General features: G+C 47.9%; 17 protein-coding genes, 1 tRNA gene and 1 other RNA gene. 16 read left to right on the top strand and 3 right to left on the bottom strand.

The window, feature by feature from the left end; all coding sequences use genetic code 11:
* The first annotated feature begins 40 nt into the window (after positions 1-40).
* A complete protein-coding gene (locus C8D73_RS04860; RefSeq protein WP_113077480.1) occupies positions 41-1,438 on the top strand; it encodes an FAD-binding oxidoreductase in 1,398 nt (465 codons plus the stop codon).
* 74 nt (positions 1,439-1,512) lie between these two features.
* Here the strand turns inward: C8D73_RS04860 and C8D73_RS04855 are convergent, their stop codons facing one another.
* A complete protein-coding gene (locus tag C8D73_RS04855) occupies positions 1,513-2,541 on the bottom strand; it encodes a magnesium transporter CorA family protein (RefSeq protein WP_021719038.1) in 1,029 nt (342 codons plus the stop codon).
* A 190-nt stretch (positions 2,542-2,731) separates the two neighbouring features.
* Between C8D73_RS04855 and C8D73_RS04850 the strand changes: the two genes are divergently transcribed.
* The 15 genes from C8D73_RS04850 (at position 2,732) to C8D73_RS04775 (ending at position 15,769) form a co-directional block, all read left to right on the top strand.
* Positions 2,732-3,592, top strand: coding sequence for a universal stress protein (locus tag C8D73_RS04850; protein WP_113077479.1), 861 nt, complete (start codon positions 2,732-2,734; stop codon positions 3,590-3,592).
* A 152-nt stretch (positions 3,593-3,744) separates the two neighbouring features.
* Positions 3,745-3,834: transfer RNA gene (locus C8D73_RS04845), tRNA-Ser, on the top strand.
* A 55-nt stretch (positions 3,835-3,889) separates the two neighbouring features.
* Positions 3,890-3,989: signal recognition particle sRNA small type (gene ffs / locus C8D73_RS04840), an RNA gene on the top strand.
* A gap of 355 nt (positions 3,990-4,344) precedes the next feature.
* On the top strand, positions 4,345-6,078 hold the full coding sequence (gene dnaX / locus C8D73_RS04835) for a DNA polymerase III subunit gamma/tau (protein WP_113077478.1): 1,734 nt from the start codon (positions 4,345-4,347) through the stop codon (positions 6,076-6,078).
* Between the two features lie 43 nt (positions 6,079-6,121).
* Positions 6,122-6,448, top strand: a complete 327-nt coding sequence (locus C8D73_RS04830) for a YbaB/EbfC family nucleoid-associated protein (protein WP_021719035.1) — start codon at positions 6,122-6,124, stop codon at positions 6,446-6,448.
* 2 nt (positions 6,449-6,450) lie between these two features.
* Complete coding sequence (recR, locus tag C8D73_RS04825) at positions 6,451-7,050, top strand: recombination mediator RecR (RefSeq protein WP_021719034.1); 600 nt, start codon at positions 6,451-6,453, stop codon at positions 7,048-7,050.
* A gap of 18 nt (positions 7,051-7,068) precedes the next feature.
* A complete protein-coding gene (locus tag C8D73_RS04820; RefSeq protein WP_021719033.1) occupies positions 7,069-7,404 on the top strand; it encodes a pro-sigmaK processing inhibitor BofA family protein in 336 nt (111 codons plus the stop codon).
* Positions 7,405-7,426: 22 nt separating this feature from the next.
* Complete coding sequence (gene thiD, locus C8D73_RS04815; protein ID WP_113077477.1) at positions 7,427-8,245, top strand: bifunctional hydroxymethylpyrimidine kinase/phosphomethylpyrimidine kinase; 819 nt, start codon at positions 7,427-7,429, stop codon at positions 8,243-8,245.
* A gap of 192 nt (positions 8,246-8,437) precedes the next feature.
* Complete coding sequence (locus C8D73_RS04810) at positions 8,438-9,649, top strand: dicarboxylate/amino acid:cation symporter (RefSeq protein WP_021719031.1); 1,212 nt, start codon at positions 8,438-8,440, stop codon at positions 9,647-9,649.
* 129 nt (positions 9,650-9,778) lie between these two features.
* Positions 9,779-10,432, top strand: coding sequence for an NUDIX hydrolase (locus C8D73_RS04805; protein ID WP_113077476.1), 654 nt, complete (start codon positions 9,779-9,781; stop codon positions 10,430-10,432).
* Between the two features lie 26 nt (positions 10,433-10,458).
* Positions 10,459-11,907 (top strand): LCP family protein, encoded by a 1,449-nt coding sequence (locus C8D73_RS04800; protein WP_021719029.1) that lies wholly within the window; start codon positions 10,459-10,461, stop codon positions 11,905-11,907.
* Positions 11,908-12,315: 408 nt separating this feature from the next.
* Positions 12,316-13,173: a DegV family protein gene (locus tag C8D73_RS04790; protein WP_170123168.1), complete on the top strand. Its 858-nt coding sequence runs from the start codon at positions 12,316-12,318 to the stop codon at positions 13,171-13,173.
* A 19-nt stretch (positions 13,174-13,192) separates the two neighbouring features.
* The gene (locus tag C8D73_RS04785; RefSeq protein WP_113077473.1) at positions 13,193-14,803 is read left to right on the top strand and encodes a DAK2 domain-containing protein; all 1,611 of its coding nucleotides are present in this window, start codon (positions 13,193-13,195) and stop codon (positions 14,801-14,803) included.
* A gap of 67 nt (positions 14,804-14,870) precedes the next feature.
* Positions 14,871-15,167 carry a LysO family transporter gene (locus C8D73_RS04780; protein ID WP_021719026.1) on the top strand — a complete coding sequence of 99 codons (297 nt, stop codon included), beginning with the start codon at positions 14,871-14,873 and terminating at the stop codon, positions 15,165-15,167.
* Positions 15,167-15,769, top strand: a complete 603-nt coding sequence (locus C8D73_RS04775) for a LysO family transporter (RefSeq protein WP_021719025.1) — start codon at positions 15,167-15,169, stop codon at positions 15,767-15,769. The genes C8D73_RS04780 and C8D73_RS04775 overlap by 1 nt, the downstream gene beginning before the upstream one ends.
* A gap of 46 nt (positions 15,770-15,815) precedes the next feature.
* Here C8D73_RS04775 and C8D73_RS04770 read toward each other — a convergent pair whose 3' ends face one another.
* Both C8D73_RS04770 and C8D73_RS04765 read right to left on the bottom strand, forming a co-directional pair.
* Entirely contained in the window at positions 15,816-16,601 is a 786-nt protein-coding gene (locus tag C8D73_RS04770; RefSeq protein WP_113077472.1) for a 4Fe-4S binding protein, read from the bottom strand.
* 73 nt (positions 16,602-16,674) lie between these two features.
* Positions 16,675-18,810, bottom strand: a complete 2,136-nt coding sequence (locus C8D73_RS04765; protein ID WP_113077471.1) for a sensor domain-containing phosphodiesterase — start codon at positions 18,808-18,810, stop codon at positions 16,675-16,677.
* Positions 18,811-18,814: the final 4 nt, after the last annotated feature.

Raw genomic sequence — 18,814 nt, 5'->3', positions numbered from 1 at the left:
AAAATCTTATTTTGTAGGACAGTAGAAAGGAATGGAAGTTATGAGTAAATACGAACCGGTCAGCGCAGAAGTGGTAGCAGCTCTGCAAACGGCTTTGGGCGCGGAGTATGTAAGGACCGATGCCGAAACCCTTGAAAAGTACAAAACTGACGAGGAAACTGATCCCCGTTATCATCATCTGCCGGAGGTCGTAATTTGGCCTGGCAGCACAGAAGAAGTTGCGGCGGTCATGAAAATCGCCAATCAATATAATGTGCCGGTAACACCCCGCAGTGCAGGGACCAGTGTTTCCTGCGGTGCGATCCCTGTTTATGGCGGTATCGTTCTGCTGTTGGAACGGATGGACAAAATCGAAGAGCTGAATACTGAAGGTATGTATATGGTTGTCGAGGCTGGCGCGCGTACAGTAGAAATTCAGGAAAAAGCCAATGCGGCCGGCTTCCTCTATGCAGGCGACCCCTGCAGCGCCGACAGCTGTCTGATCGGCGGTAATATTGCCACTAATGCAGGCGGTAATAAGGCTGTACGTTACGGCACTACCCGCGATCAGGTCTATGCGATTGAAGCAGTTACGCCTACCGGCGATATCGTTAACGTGGGCGCACGGCTGAAGAAAAAATCGACGGGCTATTGCCTGGAACAGCTGATCATGGGCAGTGAAGGTACTTTGGGCATTATTACTAAAGCCACTTTAAAGCTGCTGCCTCTGTGTCCGTATAAACTGGATCTGCTGGCGATCTTTACCGATTTGGATAAAGCTGTCGGTTTGGTGCCGAACCTGATCAAAGCGGGGTTGAATCCGACGAGCGTGGAGTTTATGGATAATGCGTTTGTACGCAGCTCCAGCGATTACTGTGAATTGAAGCTGCCTCATTATGAAGACGGTTTTTATGTTATTGTGACGGTAGAGACCTTTAATGAAGATGAGCTGGAAAGCAAAATGGAACAGCTGGACGAGATTTGCAGTGCCAGTGGCGCTACTGATGTTTTAGAGGCTGATGACCGTGTGTGGAAGCTCCGTCGCAACTGTCTGGAATCTACGCGCGTTTTGAGTCTGGTCAGCACTTCTGATGATCTTGTTGTACCAGTCGATCAAATCGCTAACTGTATCCGCCATCTGACCAAGGTTGCGGAAAATTACAGCTTTAAACTCTTTACGCTGGCTCATGCCGGCGACGGTAATCTGCATTTCCAGATTTTGAAAGGCGAGATGAGCGACGAGCAGTGGGAAGATGAAGTAAGCCGTTTCCATGCTGAAGCTTATCCTTATGTTTACAGTCTGGGCGGTCGTCTTTCCGGCGAGCATGGCATCGGAGCTAAGAAGGTCGAAGCCATGGAAAAATATACGGAGCCGGTAGAAATGAAAATGATGAAAGAAATCAAGCGTGCGCTTGATCCTAAAAATATTCTTAACCCGGGTAAGGTATTCAACGCCTGAAAACTGATAAAACCATCTGTACTTTAAGTACAGATGGTTTTTGCGTATTTGAGGTTCAATATAATTTTGAAATATTAATACCATTTTTTACGTTGTAATTTTTTAAGCGTAAAGATAGCAATCAATGCCATAACGCCAAGGCAGAGCGGATAGCCCCATTGGGATTTCAGTTCCGGCATATACTGGAAATTCATGGCAAAAATACTGCTGATACAAATCAGCGGCAGGAAAATGACTGCCACTGTAGTCAGCGTAGCCTGAATATCAGCGCTGCGTTCAGCAGCGGCATTGACGCAAAGCCGCTCCAGAGAAGTCAGTAATTCTTCGGCGACCGATAAGGTAAGTACGGCGCCTTCCAGTTTGATCGTCAAAAGTTCGGGGGCATTATCGCTGCCGATAACTAAAGGCGGGTCCTGACGCAAGGCGCGGCTGACGATGCGGCGCATCGGATAGACCGCCTGTTTGGCAGTGACCAGGCTGCGGCGCAGACGCAGCAGTTCTTTGGGATCCGGATGTTCATCCTGTTCGCTGTAAGCTGCAGACAGAAGCTGCAGCCGTTCTTCCAGATAATTGATGACCTCGCAGTTGTCGTCAAGGATCTTGCCTAAAATCAGGGTCAAAGCCTGCGGGATCGTATTATTCGGCTTCTGCAGGGTTGTTACCAGCGTACGCGCATTTTTTAAACGGTCACAGCGGCCATGCTGCAGAGAAAGTAGCCTGTTGGCGCTGGCGGCGAAACAAATATTATTATAAACGGCATTGCCGCTTTCGTTTAGCTGCAGGTGGCGGCAGACGAGGATTCTGTTGTTGCCGTCGCGGAATAAACGCGGCTGCTGTTTTTTATTTTCTAAAATGTTTTGAGTAGCGGGACTCAGTTTGAAGGAGCGGGCGACGGTCATTACCTGATCGTGCGAGCCGAATAATGACATATCAAGCCAGATAGCACCTTCTTCCGGAATTGCTAAAAGCTCTTCTGTAAGTTCATCGGCAGAAATATAGGCGTTTTCCTGGCCGTCAAGTATCAGCAAAGTGCGCGCGCTGCTTTGAACTTCTGTTTTTTTCTGAGCAAAGAGTGCGGCTGTGTCGATTTTTTGCTTTAACATCGCATTAGCTCCTTTTGTATAAATTCAAATTTCTGTATATATTTTAACCTGTTCAAAGTCAACTTACAATAATAAGGCAGGATTTTTTTTATAAATGGCGAAATATAACTATTTAAATAGGATGAAAAAAGATTGTCGGCAGGAACTGCCGGCGTTGTCGACGCAAGCTATTTTTAGATAAAGAGGAGCAATGAACGACATGTTTACAAGAGTTTTGTTAGCAATGGATCTTACGCCTAAGTCAGAAATACTGCTGCCGTGCCTGTACAGTCTGTGCCCCGATACAAATACAGAAATTATTCTAGCTTATGTATTCGATGAAGAAGAGGACGCAGATCCTTACAGTAGCAGTTATAAAAAGGTTTACAGCAAGCTGCAGGGGCATGCCAACGAGCTGATGCGCAACGGTTATGAAGCAGTAAGTATCGAAATGCCCTGGGGCGAGGTATTTGAAGAAATAACCCGCGTCGGCGACGATAAAGAAGTAGATCTGACTTTAGTGGCTTCGCATGGAAAGGGTTTTTTTAGAAGTGCCTTGCTGGGCAGTACGACCTTTGATCTTGCCAGATCTTCGAAGCGGCCATTGTTTGTTGCCAAAACCGACGGTGACAGCGACAATATTGCCGATGATGATATGTTGCGTAAATTGATGATACCGACCGATTTTTCTAAGAAATCTTTAGTGGCGCTCAATTTGATCCGCAGCCTGCGTGAGCATGTAGCGGAAGTGGTGTTCGTACATGTAGTGGAACGCAGCCGCAATCAGAGCGATCTTGAGAGCAAGCTGCTGAATGCCGAATCGCGGATGGAAGAACTGGTGGCCGAGATGAAACTTTTTGGGATCAAAGCTTCTTATCTGGTCGATAAAGGGGCGGCGTCTAAAAAAATCTGCCGCTGGGCGGAAGAAGAAAATGTGTCGATGATCGCGATGACCAAAACCGGTGCCGGCCTGGTCAAAGGTCTGGTAATGGGGGCAACAGCTCAGAACGTTACGCTTAATTCCGAGCGCTCACTGCTGCTGCTGCCTGCTGATGAAGTAAGTAATGATTAATAGAGAAGTGAAAAAAAATTTACATAATCTTGATGGAAACTCTTGACATATCTTCCGGAAATCAGTATACTGTTACTTGCGGCTGGATTAAGCCAGCCGCAAGTTTATTTTTAAGCGGTAAACAATAGCATAATCCCTGATTTTTTCAACCTGGAGAGATGACCGAGCGGTTGAAGGTGCACGCCTGGAAAGCGTGTGTACGGGAAACCGTACCGAGGGTTCGAATCCCTCTCTCTCCGCCACTTAAAAAAAGTTTGCCGCGGTCAGCGGCTTTTTGTTTTTCTGTAGGACCGCAGGCGGCGGGTCCTGCGCAATAGGAGTCTGTGAACCGTGTCAGGTCCGGAAGGAAGCAGCACTAAGCGGATACTCTTATGTGCCGCAGGGGTGCCTGCGTCTGTGGCCCTACAGGGAAACAACTGAGATTAAACCGGCTGTTTATGACAGCCGGTTTTTTGTATTTTTATATTATTGATGCAAAAGTGTCCCTTAAATTTTTCACAAAATTGGATATAAGTGAAGCCATTGCCCAAAGAAGCGAAGCGCCGCATGGGAAATAAAGGGCGAACTTACCCAGAAGCAGCGACGGAAAAAGGAGCTGCGCGGGTTACCGCTACCGGCGAAGCCGGCAGGCAGTAACTGCAAAAGTGTCCCTTAATTTTTTCACAAAATTGGATATGTACTTATATCCGTAAATTTTATATAATAAATAGATAAGAAACTCAGAGGCTTAATGATGGGAAAGGAGGCAGAAAATGGCTTATGTAGCACTATACCGGCGCTGGCGGCCGCAGGGCTTCGATGCCCTTGTAGGTCAGGACGCAGTGAGGATCGCATTGAGCAATGCTTTGACGACAGGACGGATTGCGCATGCGTATTTATTTGCCGGTCCAAGAGGTACAGGCAAGACCAGTACGGCGAAGATTCTGGCGAAAGCTCTGAATTGCGAGCAGGGGCCTACTGCTAATCCCTGTAACGAGTGCGCCAACTGCCAGCGGATCAATGACGGCAGCAGTATGGATGTGTTTGAGATCGACGCTGCCTCTAACCGCGGTATCGATGAGATCCGTGACCTGCGTGAAAAAGTCATGTTTGCGCCTGTCAACGGGCGTTATAAAGTATATATTATCGATGAAGTGCATATGCTGACGACAGAAGCTTTTAACGCGCTGCTGAAAACGTTGGAAGAGCCGCCGGCGCATATCGTGTTTATTTTGGCGACGACAGAGCCGCATAAGATACCGGCAACGATCCATTCCCGCTGTCAGCGTTTTGATTTTAAACGTGTGACTAATGAGGATATTGCCAAACGTCTGCGCGAGGTTGCTGACGGCAGCGAAATCAGAGCGGATGACGAAGCCTTGAAACTGATTGCGATTCAGTCGGACGGAGGTATGCGTGATGCGCTGAGCCTGTTGGATCAGTGCGGCGTGATGGCCGATACTGTAACTGCCGAAACGGTACGGAACGTTTTAGGTATCGTGGGGCGTGAAGCGCTGCGTGAGCTGGTGCGTGCGATCGGCAGGCAGGACTTGTCAGCTGCTTTGCAGCTGCTGAACCGTTTGGCTGAGCAGGGCAAGGATGTGCGTCAGATCCTGACAGAGCTGGCCGAGTATCTGCGGGCGGTGCTGCTCTATAAAGCATCGCCCGGATACCACGAAATTTATTTGACGGATACGGAAGAAGCTATTTCTGAGCTGGCTCCGTTATTTGGCAGTGATCGCCTGATGGCGGCTGAAGAACGTCTGCATCAGGCCATGGGTGAATTGCGGTTCAGTGCGCGGGGCAGGATTACTGCGGAATTATGTCTGTTTGATCTGTGCCGTATTGAGGGCAGTACTATTGCCGCACTGATGGCCCGCGTAGAGCAGCTGGAGCATCAGGTACGCAGCGGTGTGCCTTTGGGTGCTGCAAACAGCAGGACTCAGATTAAGCCTGAACCCGAAGAAAAACAGGCAGCGGCGGTTGCTGCTCCTGCAGCGTCCCGGGTAAAAAAAGCGCCGGCAGTAAGTGCCGTTCAGGCACCAGCGGCGGAACCCGAGCCTGCTGCTGCGGTAAAAGCTGAAACAGAGCCGAAACCTGTTTCTGAGGAAGCAGCTGCTGCGACGACACTGGAATACAGCGGTGACTGGACCGAAGGCGAAGATCTGTGGAACCAGGCTTTGGAGATCCTTAAGAATGAGAAAAAACAGTCTATGGTGGCCTGTGCCGCCGGCGGTTATGTTACAGGGTATGAAAACGGCGTTTTGACCGTTGGTTTCAAAAATAAATTCATGTGCGTCAGGATGAACGATCCTGATTATAAGAAAGCTTTTGAAGAAGTGCTGCTGAGGCTGGCACGGCAAAGTGTACGGTTGGAATGCATCACTGCCGCCAAGCCTGCCGCTGCCAAACCTAAAGCTGCTCCAAAACAGCCTCCGGCGGAAGATGTTGAACCTGCTGTGAAGGCTGCGCTGGACGCTTTTGGCGGCACACTGCAAAAATTATAAATCAAATTTCTGCCGCAAGGCATCATTACGAGGAGGAACAATAATGTTTAACGGTGGTATGGGAAATATGCAGGGCATGATGAAAAAAGTACAGAAATTACAGGCTGATATGGCAAAAATGCAGGAAGAATTAAAGCTGCGTACAATCGAAACTACAGTAGGCGGCGGTGCTGTCACCGTAGTTGTCAGCGGTAAAAAAGAAGTTGTCAGCGTTAAGATCGATCCCAGCGCAGTAGATCCGGAAGATGTAGAAATGCTGGAAGACCTTTTGGTAGCGGCAGTTAACGAAGGTATGCGCAAGATCGACGAAATGACTGAAGCTGAAATGGGCAAACTGACCGGCGGGATGAAAATGCCGGGCATGTTCTGAAAATGGCCAGAATGATCCGGCCGCTGGCCAATGTGCATGAACAGCTGCGGCGCCTGCCCGGTATTGGTTCCAAAACCGCTCTGCGCCTGGCGTATCATATTATCGATATGCCGGAAGAAGAGGTGCGCCGTCTGGCAGAAACACTGCTGGAGGCCAAGCGGCAGATCCGTTTGTGTGATATTTGTTATAATCTTACTGATGCCGAGACCTGTGAGGTTTGCGGCAATGCAGGACGCGACCACAGTGTAGTCTGCGTTGTGGAACAGCCGCAGGATGTAATGGCGATGGAACGCAGCCGCGGTTATAACGGTGTTTACCATGTGCTGCATGGCGTTTTGTCACCGCTTGACGGTATCGGTCCTGATAATCTGCGTGTAAAAGAGCTGCTGCGGCGTCTGCAGGGTGATACGGTCAGGGAAGTTATCATCGCTACCAATTCTGACGTGGAAGGCGAGGCTACTGCTGCCTATCTGGCGCAGCTGCTGAAGCCTGTCGGTATCGTTATCAGCCGTATTGCCCATGGACTGCCTGTTGGCGGCGATTTGGAATATGCTGACGAGCTGACTTTATCACGTGCTTTGGAAAACAGGCATAGAATGTAAGAAAGAAGGAGCTATAGCATGCAGGAAATAGAAAGTGCTGTCCGCGATCTGGGCGGTTCGGCCATGCAGGGCATTGACCATGCTGTAAAAGGGCTCAACTCGGGTACTCTGGAAGGAACGCTGCCGTTTATTATCGGCGTACTGATTTTAGTCGTCGTCGTAAAATGTTTTTCACTGCCGTTTCGTCTCATCTGGAATGGTATCTGCGGTGCGGTAGCTTTGTGGTTTATTAATCTTATAGGTGGATTTTTGGGTTTCGGACTCAAAATCACCGTTATCAAAGCGCTGATTGCGGGGTTCTTTGGAATACCTGGCTGTTTGGCGGTTATTTTATGGGAGCTTTACGCCAGGTAAAGCTTCAGGCAGGAGGTAAGTTATGAATATGCTGCATAAAGCCATGACCATTGCCGGCAGCGACGCCAGCGGCGGTGCAGGTATGGAGGCTGATTTAAAAACATTCCAGGAGCTGGATGTTTATGGTATGACGGCTCTGACCGTTATCGTAGCCCAGAATCCTCATAAAGATTGGGATCACGAAATTTTCCCGATCGGTTTGGACGTTGTGGAAAAACAGATCGAAACGATTGTCGCCGGTATCGGTATCGATGCTATGAAAACGGGGATGCTGGGCAGTGCCGAGCTGGTTGAGCTGGTGGCCCGTACTATAGACCGTTTCAAGCTGCGCAATGTCGTTATTGATCCGGTCATGGTCTGCAAGGGTGTGGATGTGATCATGGTACCGGAAGCCGCCGCCGCTATCAAAACTGTTTTGATGCAGCGGGCTGACGTAGTAACGCCTAATACGATCGAAGCAGCCTATCTTGCCGATATGGAAAAGGTGGAAACACTGGACGAGATCAAGGAAGCTGCCGGACGGATCAAGGAGCTGGGAGCAGGCTATGTCGTAATCAAAAGCGGTTCCCGCAATGACAGCAGGGAAGCTGTTGACGTGCTTTATGACGGCAGGGAATTTACAATTGCCAGTGCTCCTAAAATCGAGCCCTGCTATAATCATGGAGCTGGCTGTACTTATTCGGCAGCGATTACAGCGGGACTGGCCAATGGACTGAGCGTGCGCGAAGCTGTGGAACTGGCGAAAAAATTTGTAGCGGCCGCACTGCGCGGTTCTTTCAAGCTGAATGAATATTCAGGTGCGACAAACCATTGTGCATACCGTTTGGAGAATAATAAATAATTTCAGGATATGCTAAAGTTTTTGGATAAAACTAAAAACTTTAGCATATTTTTTTTGAAAAAACTGCGGTTTGGGCAACGATTTTGCAGAAATACTGTATACATGAAGAAAGAAGGCAGGATTTTTATTATTTTTGCCTAATTATTGTAGACGTAATTTTAATATTTTATTATGCGCAAGGGGGATATTTTGATGAATTTGTCAACAAAAATTCTGATCGGTCTTGGTCTTGGTATCATTGCCGGTCTGGAACTGGGTGCGGAAGGTGTAGATTTCGCCAAAACATGGATCGGACCTTTTGGTACTATCTTTATGAATATGATCAAAATGATCATCGTTCCTTTGGTCTTCTCGTCTCTCGTCATTGGTGTCTGCAGTTTGGGGGATATCAAAAAGATCGGCCGTATCGGCGGCAAAACTATGGCTTATTATTTGGGAACTACGGCATTTGCGATTGTACTTGGTATATTTTTAGGTACGGTTTTAGAACCGGGCGCCGGCGTGAATATGCCTGGTGAAGGCGTTAAAGCTGCGGCTAAAGCCGCGCCGCCTATCATGCAGGTAATTATTGACATTTTCCCGACTAATGCGATGGAAGCGATGCTTAAAGCCAACATGCTGCAGATCATCGTTTTCAGTCTGTTCATGGGTATCGGCATCACTGCAGTCGGTGATCGGGCCAAGACTCTGTACAATGTTTTTGACGGTCTGGCAGAGGTCAGCTATAAAATCGTCGGTTTTATCATGAATGTGGCGCCGATCGGTGTTTTCGGTTTGATCACTCCGGTCGTTGCAGCTAACGGCCCGGCTGTACTGCTGCCGCTTTTGAAGGTTGTTATCGCTGTTTATCTCGGCTGCTTCCTGCATGCGGTCATCGTTTATGGCGGTCTGCTTAAATTCGTCGGCAAGATCAGCCCGGTCAAGTTCTTCAAAGCAATTTTACCGGCACAGGTGCTTTCGTTTACCAGCTGTTCCTCCGGCGGCACATTGCCTGTCAGCATGCAATGCATCCAAAAGCTGGGTGTTTCGAAAGACATTTCCAGTTTTGTACTGCCTTTGGGCGCTACGATCAATATGGATGGCACTGCTGTTTATCAGGGAGTCTGCGCACTCTTCATTGCGCAGATCTATGGGGTCGATCTTACGACCGGGCAGTATCTGACTATTGTTCTTACTGGTACGCTGGCTTCGATCGGCACTGCCGGTGTTCCGGGGGCAGGTTTTATCATGCTGACGATGATATTGACGGCGATCGGCTTGCCGCTTGAGGGTTCCGCTCTGATCGCAGGTATCGACCGTATCCTTGATATGCCGCGGACCTGCGTTAATGTTACTGGTGACGCTACCGTTGCTTATCTGGTTGATAAAAGCGAAAAGTCGAACATCGAAGAACCGCTTTATTAAAATAAGACAAGACTCCTTGACGGATGGGTTTAGACCCGTCCGTCTTTTATATTTCAAGAATAATTCACAACAGGCGGCAGGAAATTTGCTGTGGACGCAGAAGGGATATAGGAGAAATGGGGTTATTGTATGGAAAAAACAGCTGAACTTATAAAACAGATCACAGAACGACTCAACCGCCGTCCTGCCCGGATCGATAAAGCTGACCGTTTGTGGGATGCTGCCGTTTTAGTGCCGTTGATAGACACCAAGCAGGGTCCGGCAGTTCTTTTTGAAGTACGGGCCGCCGGTTTGGGCTGGCAGCCGGGCGATGTATGTTTTCCGGGCGGACGCTATGAGTGCGGCGATGATAGCTTTGCCAAAACTGCTGTGCGCGAAACCTGTGAAGAGCTGGGTATTACTGAAGACAAAATAGAATTGTGCGGTGAACTGGATTACTTGGTGACACATATGGGACCTATTATTCATCCTTTTGTTGGCAGGCTGGCCAACGAAGTAAAGCTGGACTGCAACAGCGATGAGGTAGCTGAGATTTTTACGGTGCCGCTGAATTTTTTATTGCTTTCTGAGCCGCGCGTTGCTCATATGGAACTGGCAAACCGCGCAACTGCAGATTTTCCTTTTGATCTGCTGCCGCGCCATCCGCACGACTGGTATAAGCGGAAGGGGTATAATATCTATTTTTACGAATATCAGGGGCATGTTATCTGGGGGCTTACAGCTCGGATACTGCATGGATTTATTAAACGGTTTCATAAAGAACTGCAGGCTAATATTTTGTAATTGGGTGTGGGAAAGGAAGAAAAGGATTGAAAAAATTAATTTTGCTGATCGTAGCGGCAATCGCTGCCGCCAGTTATTTGGTATATGCTTATATGAACGGCGATCCGATGTTTGGGACGCTGGCTAAAACTATGGATGACCTGCCGCGCAATGAACGGCTGGGCTCTAAACGCAATATCGTAGTATTAGGCGTAGACGGCAGGGAAAAGGACGATGATCCTGGTCGCAGCGACACGTTATTTGTCGTAATGTTCGACCCTAAAAGTAAAAATGTTTCGCTGCTGTCGATTCCGCGTGATACCAGGGTGCGGATCCCCGGGCATGGCTGGGATAAAATCAACCATGCTTATGCGTTCGGCGGACACAAGCTGACGCAGCAGACAACGGAAGAGCTTTTGGGCATTCAGGTCAATAATTATGTAATGGTCGATTTCAGTGGTTTTGAAAGTTTGGTCGATGCGATCGGTGGCATTGATATTGATGTGGAAAAGGATATGTATTATTATGATGACTGGGATGATTTTCTGATCGATCTTCCGGCAGGGCAACAGCATCTGGATGGCAAAAAAGCGATCCAGTATGTGCGCTATCGTGATGAGGAAGGCGATATTGGCCGTATTAAGCGTCAGCAGAAGTTTATGATGGCGGTTTACGAAAAGATTGCTTCGGCACAGATTTTAACTAAGATGCCGGGGCTGGTTTCGGAAATTATGAAAATGGTCAAAACTGACCTGCCCGTTTCAGATATGCTGGCGATGGGCGGCGCTTTACACGGAATGATGAAAGAACAGGGCGGTCTGCAGATGGCTACAGTTCCAGGTACGCCTGAATATATTGATGAGATCAGCTACTGGATTCCCGATATTACTGACCTGCGCGAGCAGATGGTAGATATGCAGGGCGCGCAGATGACGGAACGTTATCGTCAGGGTGCTGAAAAAATGGAAGCAGAGTATAAACGCAACCTGATTACAGCGCAGGAAAAAGAAAAACAGAAAGCTGCAGAAGAGAAAATCAAAGCAGATGAACAAACAGAAAAGAAAATAAAAGAGGATACGAAAGAGAAGAATAAAGAAAAAGCTGATGCCGAAAAGAAAGCTAAGGCTAAAAAATCTAAGTCAGGCGAAGAACTGGGACCGGCAGAGAAAGACGGGCAGCAGTTAACAGAGCCGCCTAAGGCTGTGAAACCGCCTGCTAAGGAAAGCAGCCGCAATACGGTATCTGTCAAGGTCGTTGACTGCAGCGGCAAAGGAGCAGGCAGTGATGCCGCAGCAAGACTGGCAGCAATGGGCTTTGAGGTTATCGACGGCGGCAGTGATCCTGAACGTGATCAGACTACGGTAGTATCTACGACCAGCAACGGACGTGTGGTCAGCAGGCTGTCGGCTGTACCGTTCCCGTACACTCTGAGGATTCTGCGGGCTGATGATGCGTCTTATGACGCGGTGATTTTTATCGGTAAAGATTATCAATAAACCTTTGTCCAATGCAGGTAAATTCTCTTTGCACAAATTTTCTGAAAAAGGCAGAAAACTGCTATTGCATATTGTATACAAAAATGCTATACTAGGAGTATCAAAACAGCCCCTCATTTGGCCCTTCTCGTAAGGGCTTTTTTTTTACCCTTTTTTAAGTCTGCTAAAAAATTGAAGTCGTTTACAGTATTTGCAATGCTGTTTTGAAGTTGAGCTTCAACAAAAGTGCAGACAGTGGTGGAAAAAGCAGGATTATACTTTATTTTTTTACAAAAATGGCTAAAAAGGCCTGCTAATTGTGCTATAAGTGGAAATAGAGCTGGAAATATGATAAAATATATACATATTGTAAAGGCGTCTGCCTGAAATAAGAGCATGTACGTTAATTTGATTAAGGGAGGATGCGCAGTGAGAAATGATATCCATATCGTTTTGGACAGTATTGCTGTTGCAGAAGAAACACCCTTGCGGGACGATCCCCGTTGCCATGTGGTCCCCCTGCTGGTAAGACATGGAGATACCGAATGGGTGGACGGAGAAAAAAGCTTGCAGGAAATGTTTGCCATGGTGGAAGCAAGCGGGCAGCTGCCTAAAACTTCGCAGCCGGCCATCGGCAGATTTCTTGATGTATTTACAGAATTAGCTGCAGACGGTAAAAAAGTGATTGCGATCATGTTAGACGGTGTTTTGAGCGGTACTGTTCAGACAGCACGCTTAGCAGCCCGGCAGGTCATGAGTGAAATTCCCGGGTCTGATATCCGTGTCTTTGACAGTCTTACAGCAGCCTGTCCAATCAGCGGAATGGCAATGGAAGTACTCGCTTATGCTGAAACCGGCGCAACGATGGACGAGCTGGAGGAGTATCTGAAGGGCCTGATCGAGCGGACGGAAACGTATTTTTCCGTCAATACTTTAGATTATCTGCAGAAAGGCGGCCGCATAGGCGCCGTAGGCGCTTTAGTAGGTAATATTCTGGGCATACGTCCGATCGTGCACATCGATACCGCCGGCGAACTGGTCGTTGTCGATAAATGCCGTACCCGTAAGAAAGTATTGCAGCGCATGGTCGAGCTTGCCGCTGCGAATGCTCCTATAGAAGCTGTGTATGTGGCGAATGCTGAAGCTGAGGAAGACGCTGAAACTTTGCGCAGGGCAATGCTTGAATTGTTTCCCGGACTGCCTGTTCTGGTAACCGGGATCGGAACTGTTCTGGCAGCACATTTAGGACCCGGTGTTATTGGCCTTTTTGTGCGGCGGCAGCGCTGAAGAAAGGTGCAGACTTGATATGACAAGTAAACAAGAGGCGATTATCAGCGGCGAACAAATAAAAAATATGCTGTTGGGCGCTTATAAAAGTTTTGAAAAAAACTATCAATATATTAATGATTTGAATGTTTTCCCGGTGCCGGACGGCGATACCGGCACTAATATGATGCATACGATGGCAGCAGTGGCCCGTGAGATCAGTCAGCTGCAGAATGTGACTGTTTCCGAAGTAGGGACTATGGCAGCCCGCAGTGCGATCATGGGGGCGCGCGGTAATTCCGGCGTGATCCTGTCGCAGTTGCTGCGTGGCCTGGGAAAAGGCCTGGCCGGCAAAAAACGAGCTACCAGCAACGAGGTGGGCAAAGCTTTTCAGTTTGGTATTTTGTATGCTTATCGGGCGGTATCAAAGCCTGTTGAAGGAACGATCCTTACTGTGGCGCGTGCTATTGCCAAAGGTGCGTATCATGCTGTGCGTCAGGGTGAAGATTTTGAAGATGTTTTATGCGAGGCGTTGGAGAGCGGAAAAAAAGAACTGGCTCGTACGCCGGAACTGCTGCCGGCGCTGAAAGCGGCTGGAGTAGTTGATGCCGGCGGTCAGGGTTTGATCGTTTTCCTGGAAGGCTGTCTGGCGGGTTTCCGAGGCGAAGACGCAGGTGAGCTGCATCTGCCGCCGTCAAAGCCATCCTTCGCCAATTTTATCGAGATGGAAGTAGATTTGGAAAATCCTTATTGTACAGAATTTATCGTTAAGGAAGCTGAAGTCAAAGAGGACGTTGTACGCAGTACTCTCCAGCCTTTGGGTAATTCGTTGATTGTAGCTGTTGTCGGCGATATCGTCAAAGTGCATATCCATACCAAAGCTCCCGGGCTGGTTCTGCAGCACGGCTTGAGCTGGGGCTCTCTGCACGATATCAAGATCGACAATATGGCCGAGCAGCATCAGCATCGCGTTGTCGGTGCGCAGACGGAGAAGCACGGTCTGGCTGTACTGTCGGTGGCGGCCGGGAACGGTATTGCCAGCATCATGCATCAGCTCGGTGCAGCTGAGATCATCAGCGGGGGGCAGAGCATGAATCCGCCGGTAGAGGCGTTTATTAAAGTTATTGAAAAGGGATCGGCGGAGCAGTACATTATTTTACCGAACAATAAAAATATTATTCTGGCGGCGGAGCAGGTCAAAAAATTATTGGGAGCAGCGCAGGTAGATTATGTGCCGACAACAAATCTGGCGCAGGGTCTGGCGGCACTGCTGCATTTTGACGCAGCTAAAACACTGCAGGAAAACAGCGCTGTGATGCGACGTGAGGCTAAGGAAGCCCACAGTGCTGCTGTCAGTATTGCTGTGCGTGACAGCGTTGTTAACGGGATAACTGTAAAAAAAGGGCAGTACATTGGTTTGCTGGAAGATAAGATCGTTTATGCCGGAGCAACTCTGGAAGAAGTCACGGCGGAAACTGTCAAGCTGGCCGGCAGCGACTGGGAATTGATCAGTCTTTATTATGGCAGTGATCTGACACAGTCTGAAGCTGATAAAATCGCCGCAGAGCTTGAAGCTCTGGACGGCGGTTGGGAAGTTACAGTTTTTGACGGAGGTCAGCCGCTTTATCCGCTGCTGCTGTCGTTAGAATAAAAAATAGTGATCAGCAGGCCCTGCCGTGCGCGGGGCTTGTTTTATATTATGGGAATGAGGGGAAGCAATGCAGGAGATCATGATCGCGATCGTTTTGGGGATCGCCGTAGGTTGCAGTGACCTTTTAAATTATAATGTGAAAAAATGGCTCAGCCGGTTTTCTACAGTCAGTCTGTTTATCATGCTGTTGTGTCTGGGTGCTAAGATCGGCTGTGATGCAGAGCTTTTGGGCAAACTGGACCAGTTGGGCGGCAAATCTCTGGTCATGGCAGTTTTTATCATTGGCGGCAGCGTGCTGATGCTTTGGCTGGTGCTGAAGCTTTTTGCAAAAACGGCAGCCCGGGCGGAAGGGAGCGATGAATAATGGTTTATGCTATTTTTACATTTATCGCTTTAGGAATCGCCGGCGGATATTTCTTTTTGGGATTGGAACATAAAGACCTGCTGGACGAGATTTTGATGTCGGCTTTGTATTTTATGGTTTTTGTTGCCGGTATCGAAATCGGCGGAAACAGGCATATTATAAAAAAAATCTGCAATCCGCAGAGTATTCTGCTGGCAGTTGCCATTCCAACGGCTGTAACTATCGGCAGTTTAGGCGGTGCGGCTCTTTCAGCCTTCGTGACCGGGATGGAAATGCGGGACGCGCTGCTTGTCGGCAGTGCTTTAGGCTGGTACAGCCTTTCCTCTGTAGTTATCAGTACGCTGTATAGTGTTGAGATCGGGACGATCGCTTTTTTAGCTAATATGCTGCGTGAAGTCCTGGCATTTTTAGCCATACCGCTGTTGGTAAAAATCAATAAATTCCTGGCTTTGGCGCCATCAGGAGCTGCGACTATGGATTCCGGTCTGCCGGTGGTTATCAAATATACCAATATCCATGTCGGGCTATTCGCCTTTATCAACGGCCTGCTGCTGACGCTGCTGGTACCGGTGCTGCTTTCAGTACTCATGCCTGGTCAGTAAAAAAGAAATCCCGCGCTTGTTTAAAACAAGCGCGGGATTATTGTTTTTAGCAGAAAAATTCGTTGTTTTTGTAAATGTCTTTTATCGGCGCCAGCTTCTGGGTGATCAGGGCCTGAGCCTGCTGAGGCAGTGAGCGGGCCTGCTGAGGGCAGATAGTAGTGCAGCGCAGGCACAGGATACATTTTTGGGGGTCAGTTGTGTGCGGCTGCCCGCTGGGGATAGCCTGAGTTGGGCAGGTGGCCGAGCAAATACCACAGCGGATACATGAATCGCTGACCTGAGGTACGACGGGCATAGGCTGCCAGTCTTTATAAGGACGATTACCGGGGATATTTGTCAGCGCTGGCGCCTCTGTTAACGGCTTAGCGGAGATTTTTTTGGCAAAGTCAGTTAATTGTGCCAGATCGTCAGCATCAGGCCGGCCGGCGGCGACACTGCGCAGCATCGAATGTTCGGACAGTACGGCTGCTGCGGCGATCACACGGAAGGATTGACTGGTCAGACTATCGCTCAGCTCCAGCAAGGCATCTTCGTAGGCGCGGTTGCCATAAGCTGCTACAGCAATGGCGCTGGTATTCTGACCGTGCAGAGCGGTCAGCTGCTGCAGTGCAAAAGCTGGAACTCTGCCGCCGAAAACCGGTACGGCAACAACGATGATATCATCAGCAGCGAAAGTATACTGTGCCAAAGCAGGTAAAGACAAATCTATTTCTGTAAATCCGTCTGTATCAGCCAGAGCACTGGTAAGTGCCAGGGCTGCTTTTTTGGTACCGCCTGTAGGACTGAAATAAGCTGTATATATTTTTGCTGGTTTGCCGGTTATTGCTGTCATAAGACCGCCTCCTTCAGGGTTATGCTTCTGATTTTATTATGAGGCTTACAGTCTGGGCTGTCAACAAGCCGTCTTACCGCAGGATCTGGAGATATTTGTTTTCAAAGTCATTTAAAGGCAGAGGTTTACTGAATAAATAACCCTGCACCTCATTGCAGCGCAATTCCTTTAAAATATCCAACTGTTCCAGTGTTTCCACGCCTTCGGCAATCAATTTGATACCGAGATCAGAACAAATGACAGCCAGAGAACGGATAAGGATACGTGCCTTTTGGTTTTGTGCCAGTGTTTTTACCAAACTGCGGTCTAATTTTAAAATATCGAAATTGATAGTAGTGAACAGCGAAAGACTGGCGTTGCGAACGCCGAAGTCATCAATGGAAATAGAGAAACCATATTCCTTCAGTTTTTCCAAAGCCTGGCTGAAAACAAGCTGATTATCGACTTCGGCAGTTTCGGTGACTTCCAGTTCCAGCAGGCTGATGTCGATATTATGCTTGGTGATAAGAGCTAATAGCTGATCGGCCAGGAAATGGTAAGACAGAGTGCTGCGTGAAAGATTGATAGAAACGGGTTTGACCCGCATTTTTCTTTCTTTCCAGATATTGATCTGCTTACAGACTTCTTCAAAAACATAAAGATCCAGCATTTTTATCAGTCTCGCTTCTTCCAGGATCGGAATAAAATTATTGGGGGCAATGATTTCTCCGGCCTGATTTATATAACGGATCAAAGCTTCAGAACCGATAAATTCCTCGGTATCCAAAGAAATTTTAGGCTGGAAATAAATGCAGAACTGTCCGGCTGTCAGTGCTTCCTGCAGAGCGCTGTAATTGGCCAGATTGAGGATATCATCTAAATTATGCCGATAGCGGCTTGTTTTTTCTTTGCCATAATAAAATTTTTTCTTATCCGTATACATAGCGCTGTCAGCCTGCTGCAGCAGGCTGTTTAAATCGCTGGGGGATTTGACCCAGCAGCTGCCTGTAGCGATGGAGAAGGGCAAGTTAGTTTTTTCACAGAAAATATTACGCAAAAGGTTAAATTTTTCATAAAAATCGGTTTCTGTCAGATCATAGGTGATGATAACAAACTCATCACCGCCGATGCGGAAAAGTTCGTCGGGTTTAAAAAGGTTGAAGACTTTGGCTACAGTTGTTATAAGGATTTTATCACCCTGGTGATGGCCGTAAAAATCATTGATTTCCTTCATACCGTTGATATCGATATAAATAATGCCGGCAGAAGCATATTGTCCCGGCCTGAACTGACTGAGCACGTCCATAAAAGCGTTTCTGTTCAGTGCGTTCGTCAGCAGATCGTGGTAGCTGAGGCGATGCAGCATATCGACATGATTCCGATGTCTGATCGCATAGGAAAGAAAAATGGACATGGAAAGCAGCAAATAAGAAGAATTTTTGATTTTTTCACTGTCGTAATTATCGATGCCGATATAGCCTGCCAGCTTGTTATCCAAAAAAATAGGCGCAGCGATCAAAGAGGTGATTTCCTGGGCGTGCAGCGTAGCATAAGCCGCCGGATTAGTCTTTTGCAGCTGTTCGACATCGTCGATGATGATACAGTCGTTTTTTTCAAAAAACGGCAGCCAGTCGGAAATCAATGACAGATCGAGCTGCTGCAGCTTCTCCAGCTGCGGCGAGATCCCGGGAGCTGTCCATTCATGTGTGTTGTTCATCAACTCGTCTTTGATTTCAAAAACATAAGCACGGTCAGAAACTAGAAATTCGCCGATCTGGGTCAAGACAGCATTGATCGTCTGATCGAGGTCATCGACGGCGTAAAGCATTCTGACACAGTTGGTAATTAAGGTCTGGACATCAAGCATATTTTTCAGTTCCTGCTTTTGCAGTTCGCGTTCTGTTATATCAAAAGCTATTTCCATGCGTGCAGTTTTGCCGCGCCATTGGATTATTTTATCCTTGAGTAAAAAGTGTCTGCCGATAGAGGGATTTGTGAATTCCCAGGTATAAAAATTATCATCGCACAGTCTGTCGTTGGTACAGAATTCGCAGGGTGAAGTTTTACCCTGTAAAATTTCATAGCATTTTTTGTGTTTGTAGTTTTCCAGATGCAGTGTCTGGCAGCCTGTCTGATTGACAAACAGCAGCTCGTAGGTTTCTGGATCGGAAACATAAACAAGTTCCGATATTTCATTTAACAGACTGAGGGTATTGATATCTCTTTTCATGTTT

Origin of the sequence: Phascolarctobacterium faecium DSM 14760 (assembly GCF_003269275.1) — a bacterium.
Lineage (GTDB): Bacteria > Bacillota > Negativicutes > Acidaminococcales > Acidaminococcaceae > Phascolarctobacterium > Phascolarctobacterium faecium.
The sequence above is the reverse complement of the archived record's forward strand: the minus strand, read 5'-3'. Positions and strand labels throughout refer to the sequence as shown.

Coding starts and splice junctions, on each gene's coding strand:
- C8D73_RS04765 (WP_113077471.1), bottom strand. CDS start 18,810: ATGAAAAGAGATATCAATACCCTCAGTCTGTTAAATGAAATATCGGAA.
- recR (WP_021719034.1), top strand. CDS start 6,451: ATGGCCAGAATGATCCGGCCGCTGGCCAATGTGCATGAACAGCTGCGG.
- C8D73_RS04775 (WP_021719025.1), top strand. CDS start 15,167: ATGGTTTATGCTATTTTTACATTTATCGCTTTAGGAATCGCCGGCGGA.
- C8D73_RS04770 (WP_113077472.1), bottom strand. CDS start 16,601: ATGACAGCAATAACCGGCAAACCAGCAAAAATATATACAGCTTATTTC.
- thiD (WP_113077477.1), top strand. CDS start 7,427: ATGAATATGCTGCATAAAGCCATGACCATTGCCGGCAGCGACGCCAGC.
- C8D73_RS04860 (WP_113077480.1), top strand. CDS start 41: ATGAGTAAATACGAACCGGTCAGCGCAGAAGTGGTAGCAGCTCTGCAA.
- C8D73_RS04810 (WP_021719031.1), top strand. CDS start 8,438: ATGAATTTGTCAACAAAAATTCTGATCGGTCTTGGTCTTGGTATCATT.
- C8D73_RS04820 (WP_021719033.1), top strand. CDS start 7,069: ATGCAGGAAATAGAAAGTGCTGTCCGCGATCTGGGCGGTTCGGCCATG.
- C8D73_RS04830 (WP_021719035.1), top strand. CDS start 6,122: ATGTTTAACGGTGGTATGGGAAATATGCAGGGCATGATGAAAAAAGTA.
- dnaX (WP_113077478.1), top strand. CDS start 4,345: ATGGCTTATGTAGCACTATACCGGCGCTGGCGGCCGCAGGGCTTCGAT.
- C8D73_RS04855 (WP_021719038.1), bottom strand. CDS start 2,541: ATGTTAAAGCAAAAAATCGACACAGCCGCACTCTTTGCTCAGAAAAAA.
- C8D73_RS04805 (WP_113077476.1), top strand. CDS start 9,779: ATGGAAAAAACAGCTGAACTTATAAAACAGATCACAGAACGACTCAAC.
- C8D73_RS04850 (WP_113077479.1), top strand. CDS start 2,732: ATGAACGACATGTTTACAAGAGTTTTGTTAGCAATGGATCTTACGCCT.
- C8D73_RS04785 (WP_113077473.1), top strand. CDS start 13,193: ATGACAAGTAAACAAGAGGCGATTATCAGCGGCGAACAAATAAAAAAT.
- C8D73_RS04780 (WP_021719026.1), top strand. CDS start 14,871: ATGCAGGAGATCATGATCGCGATCGTTTTGGGGATCGCCGTAGGTTGC.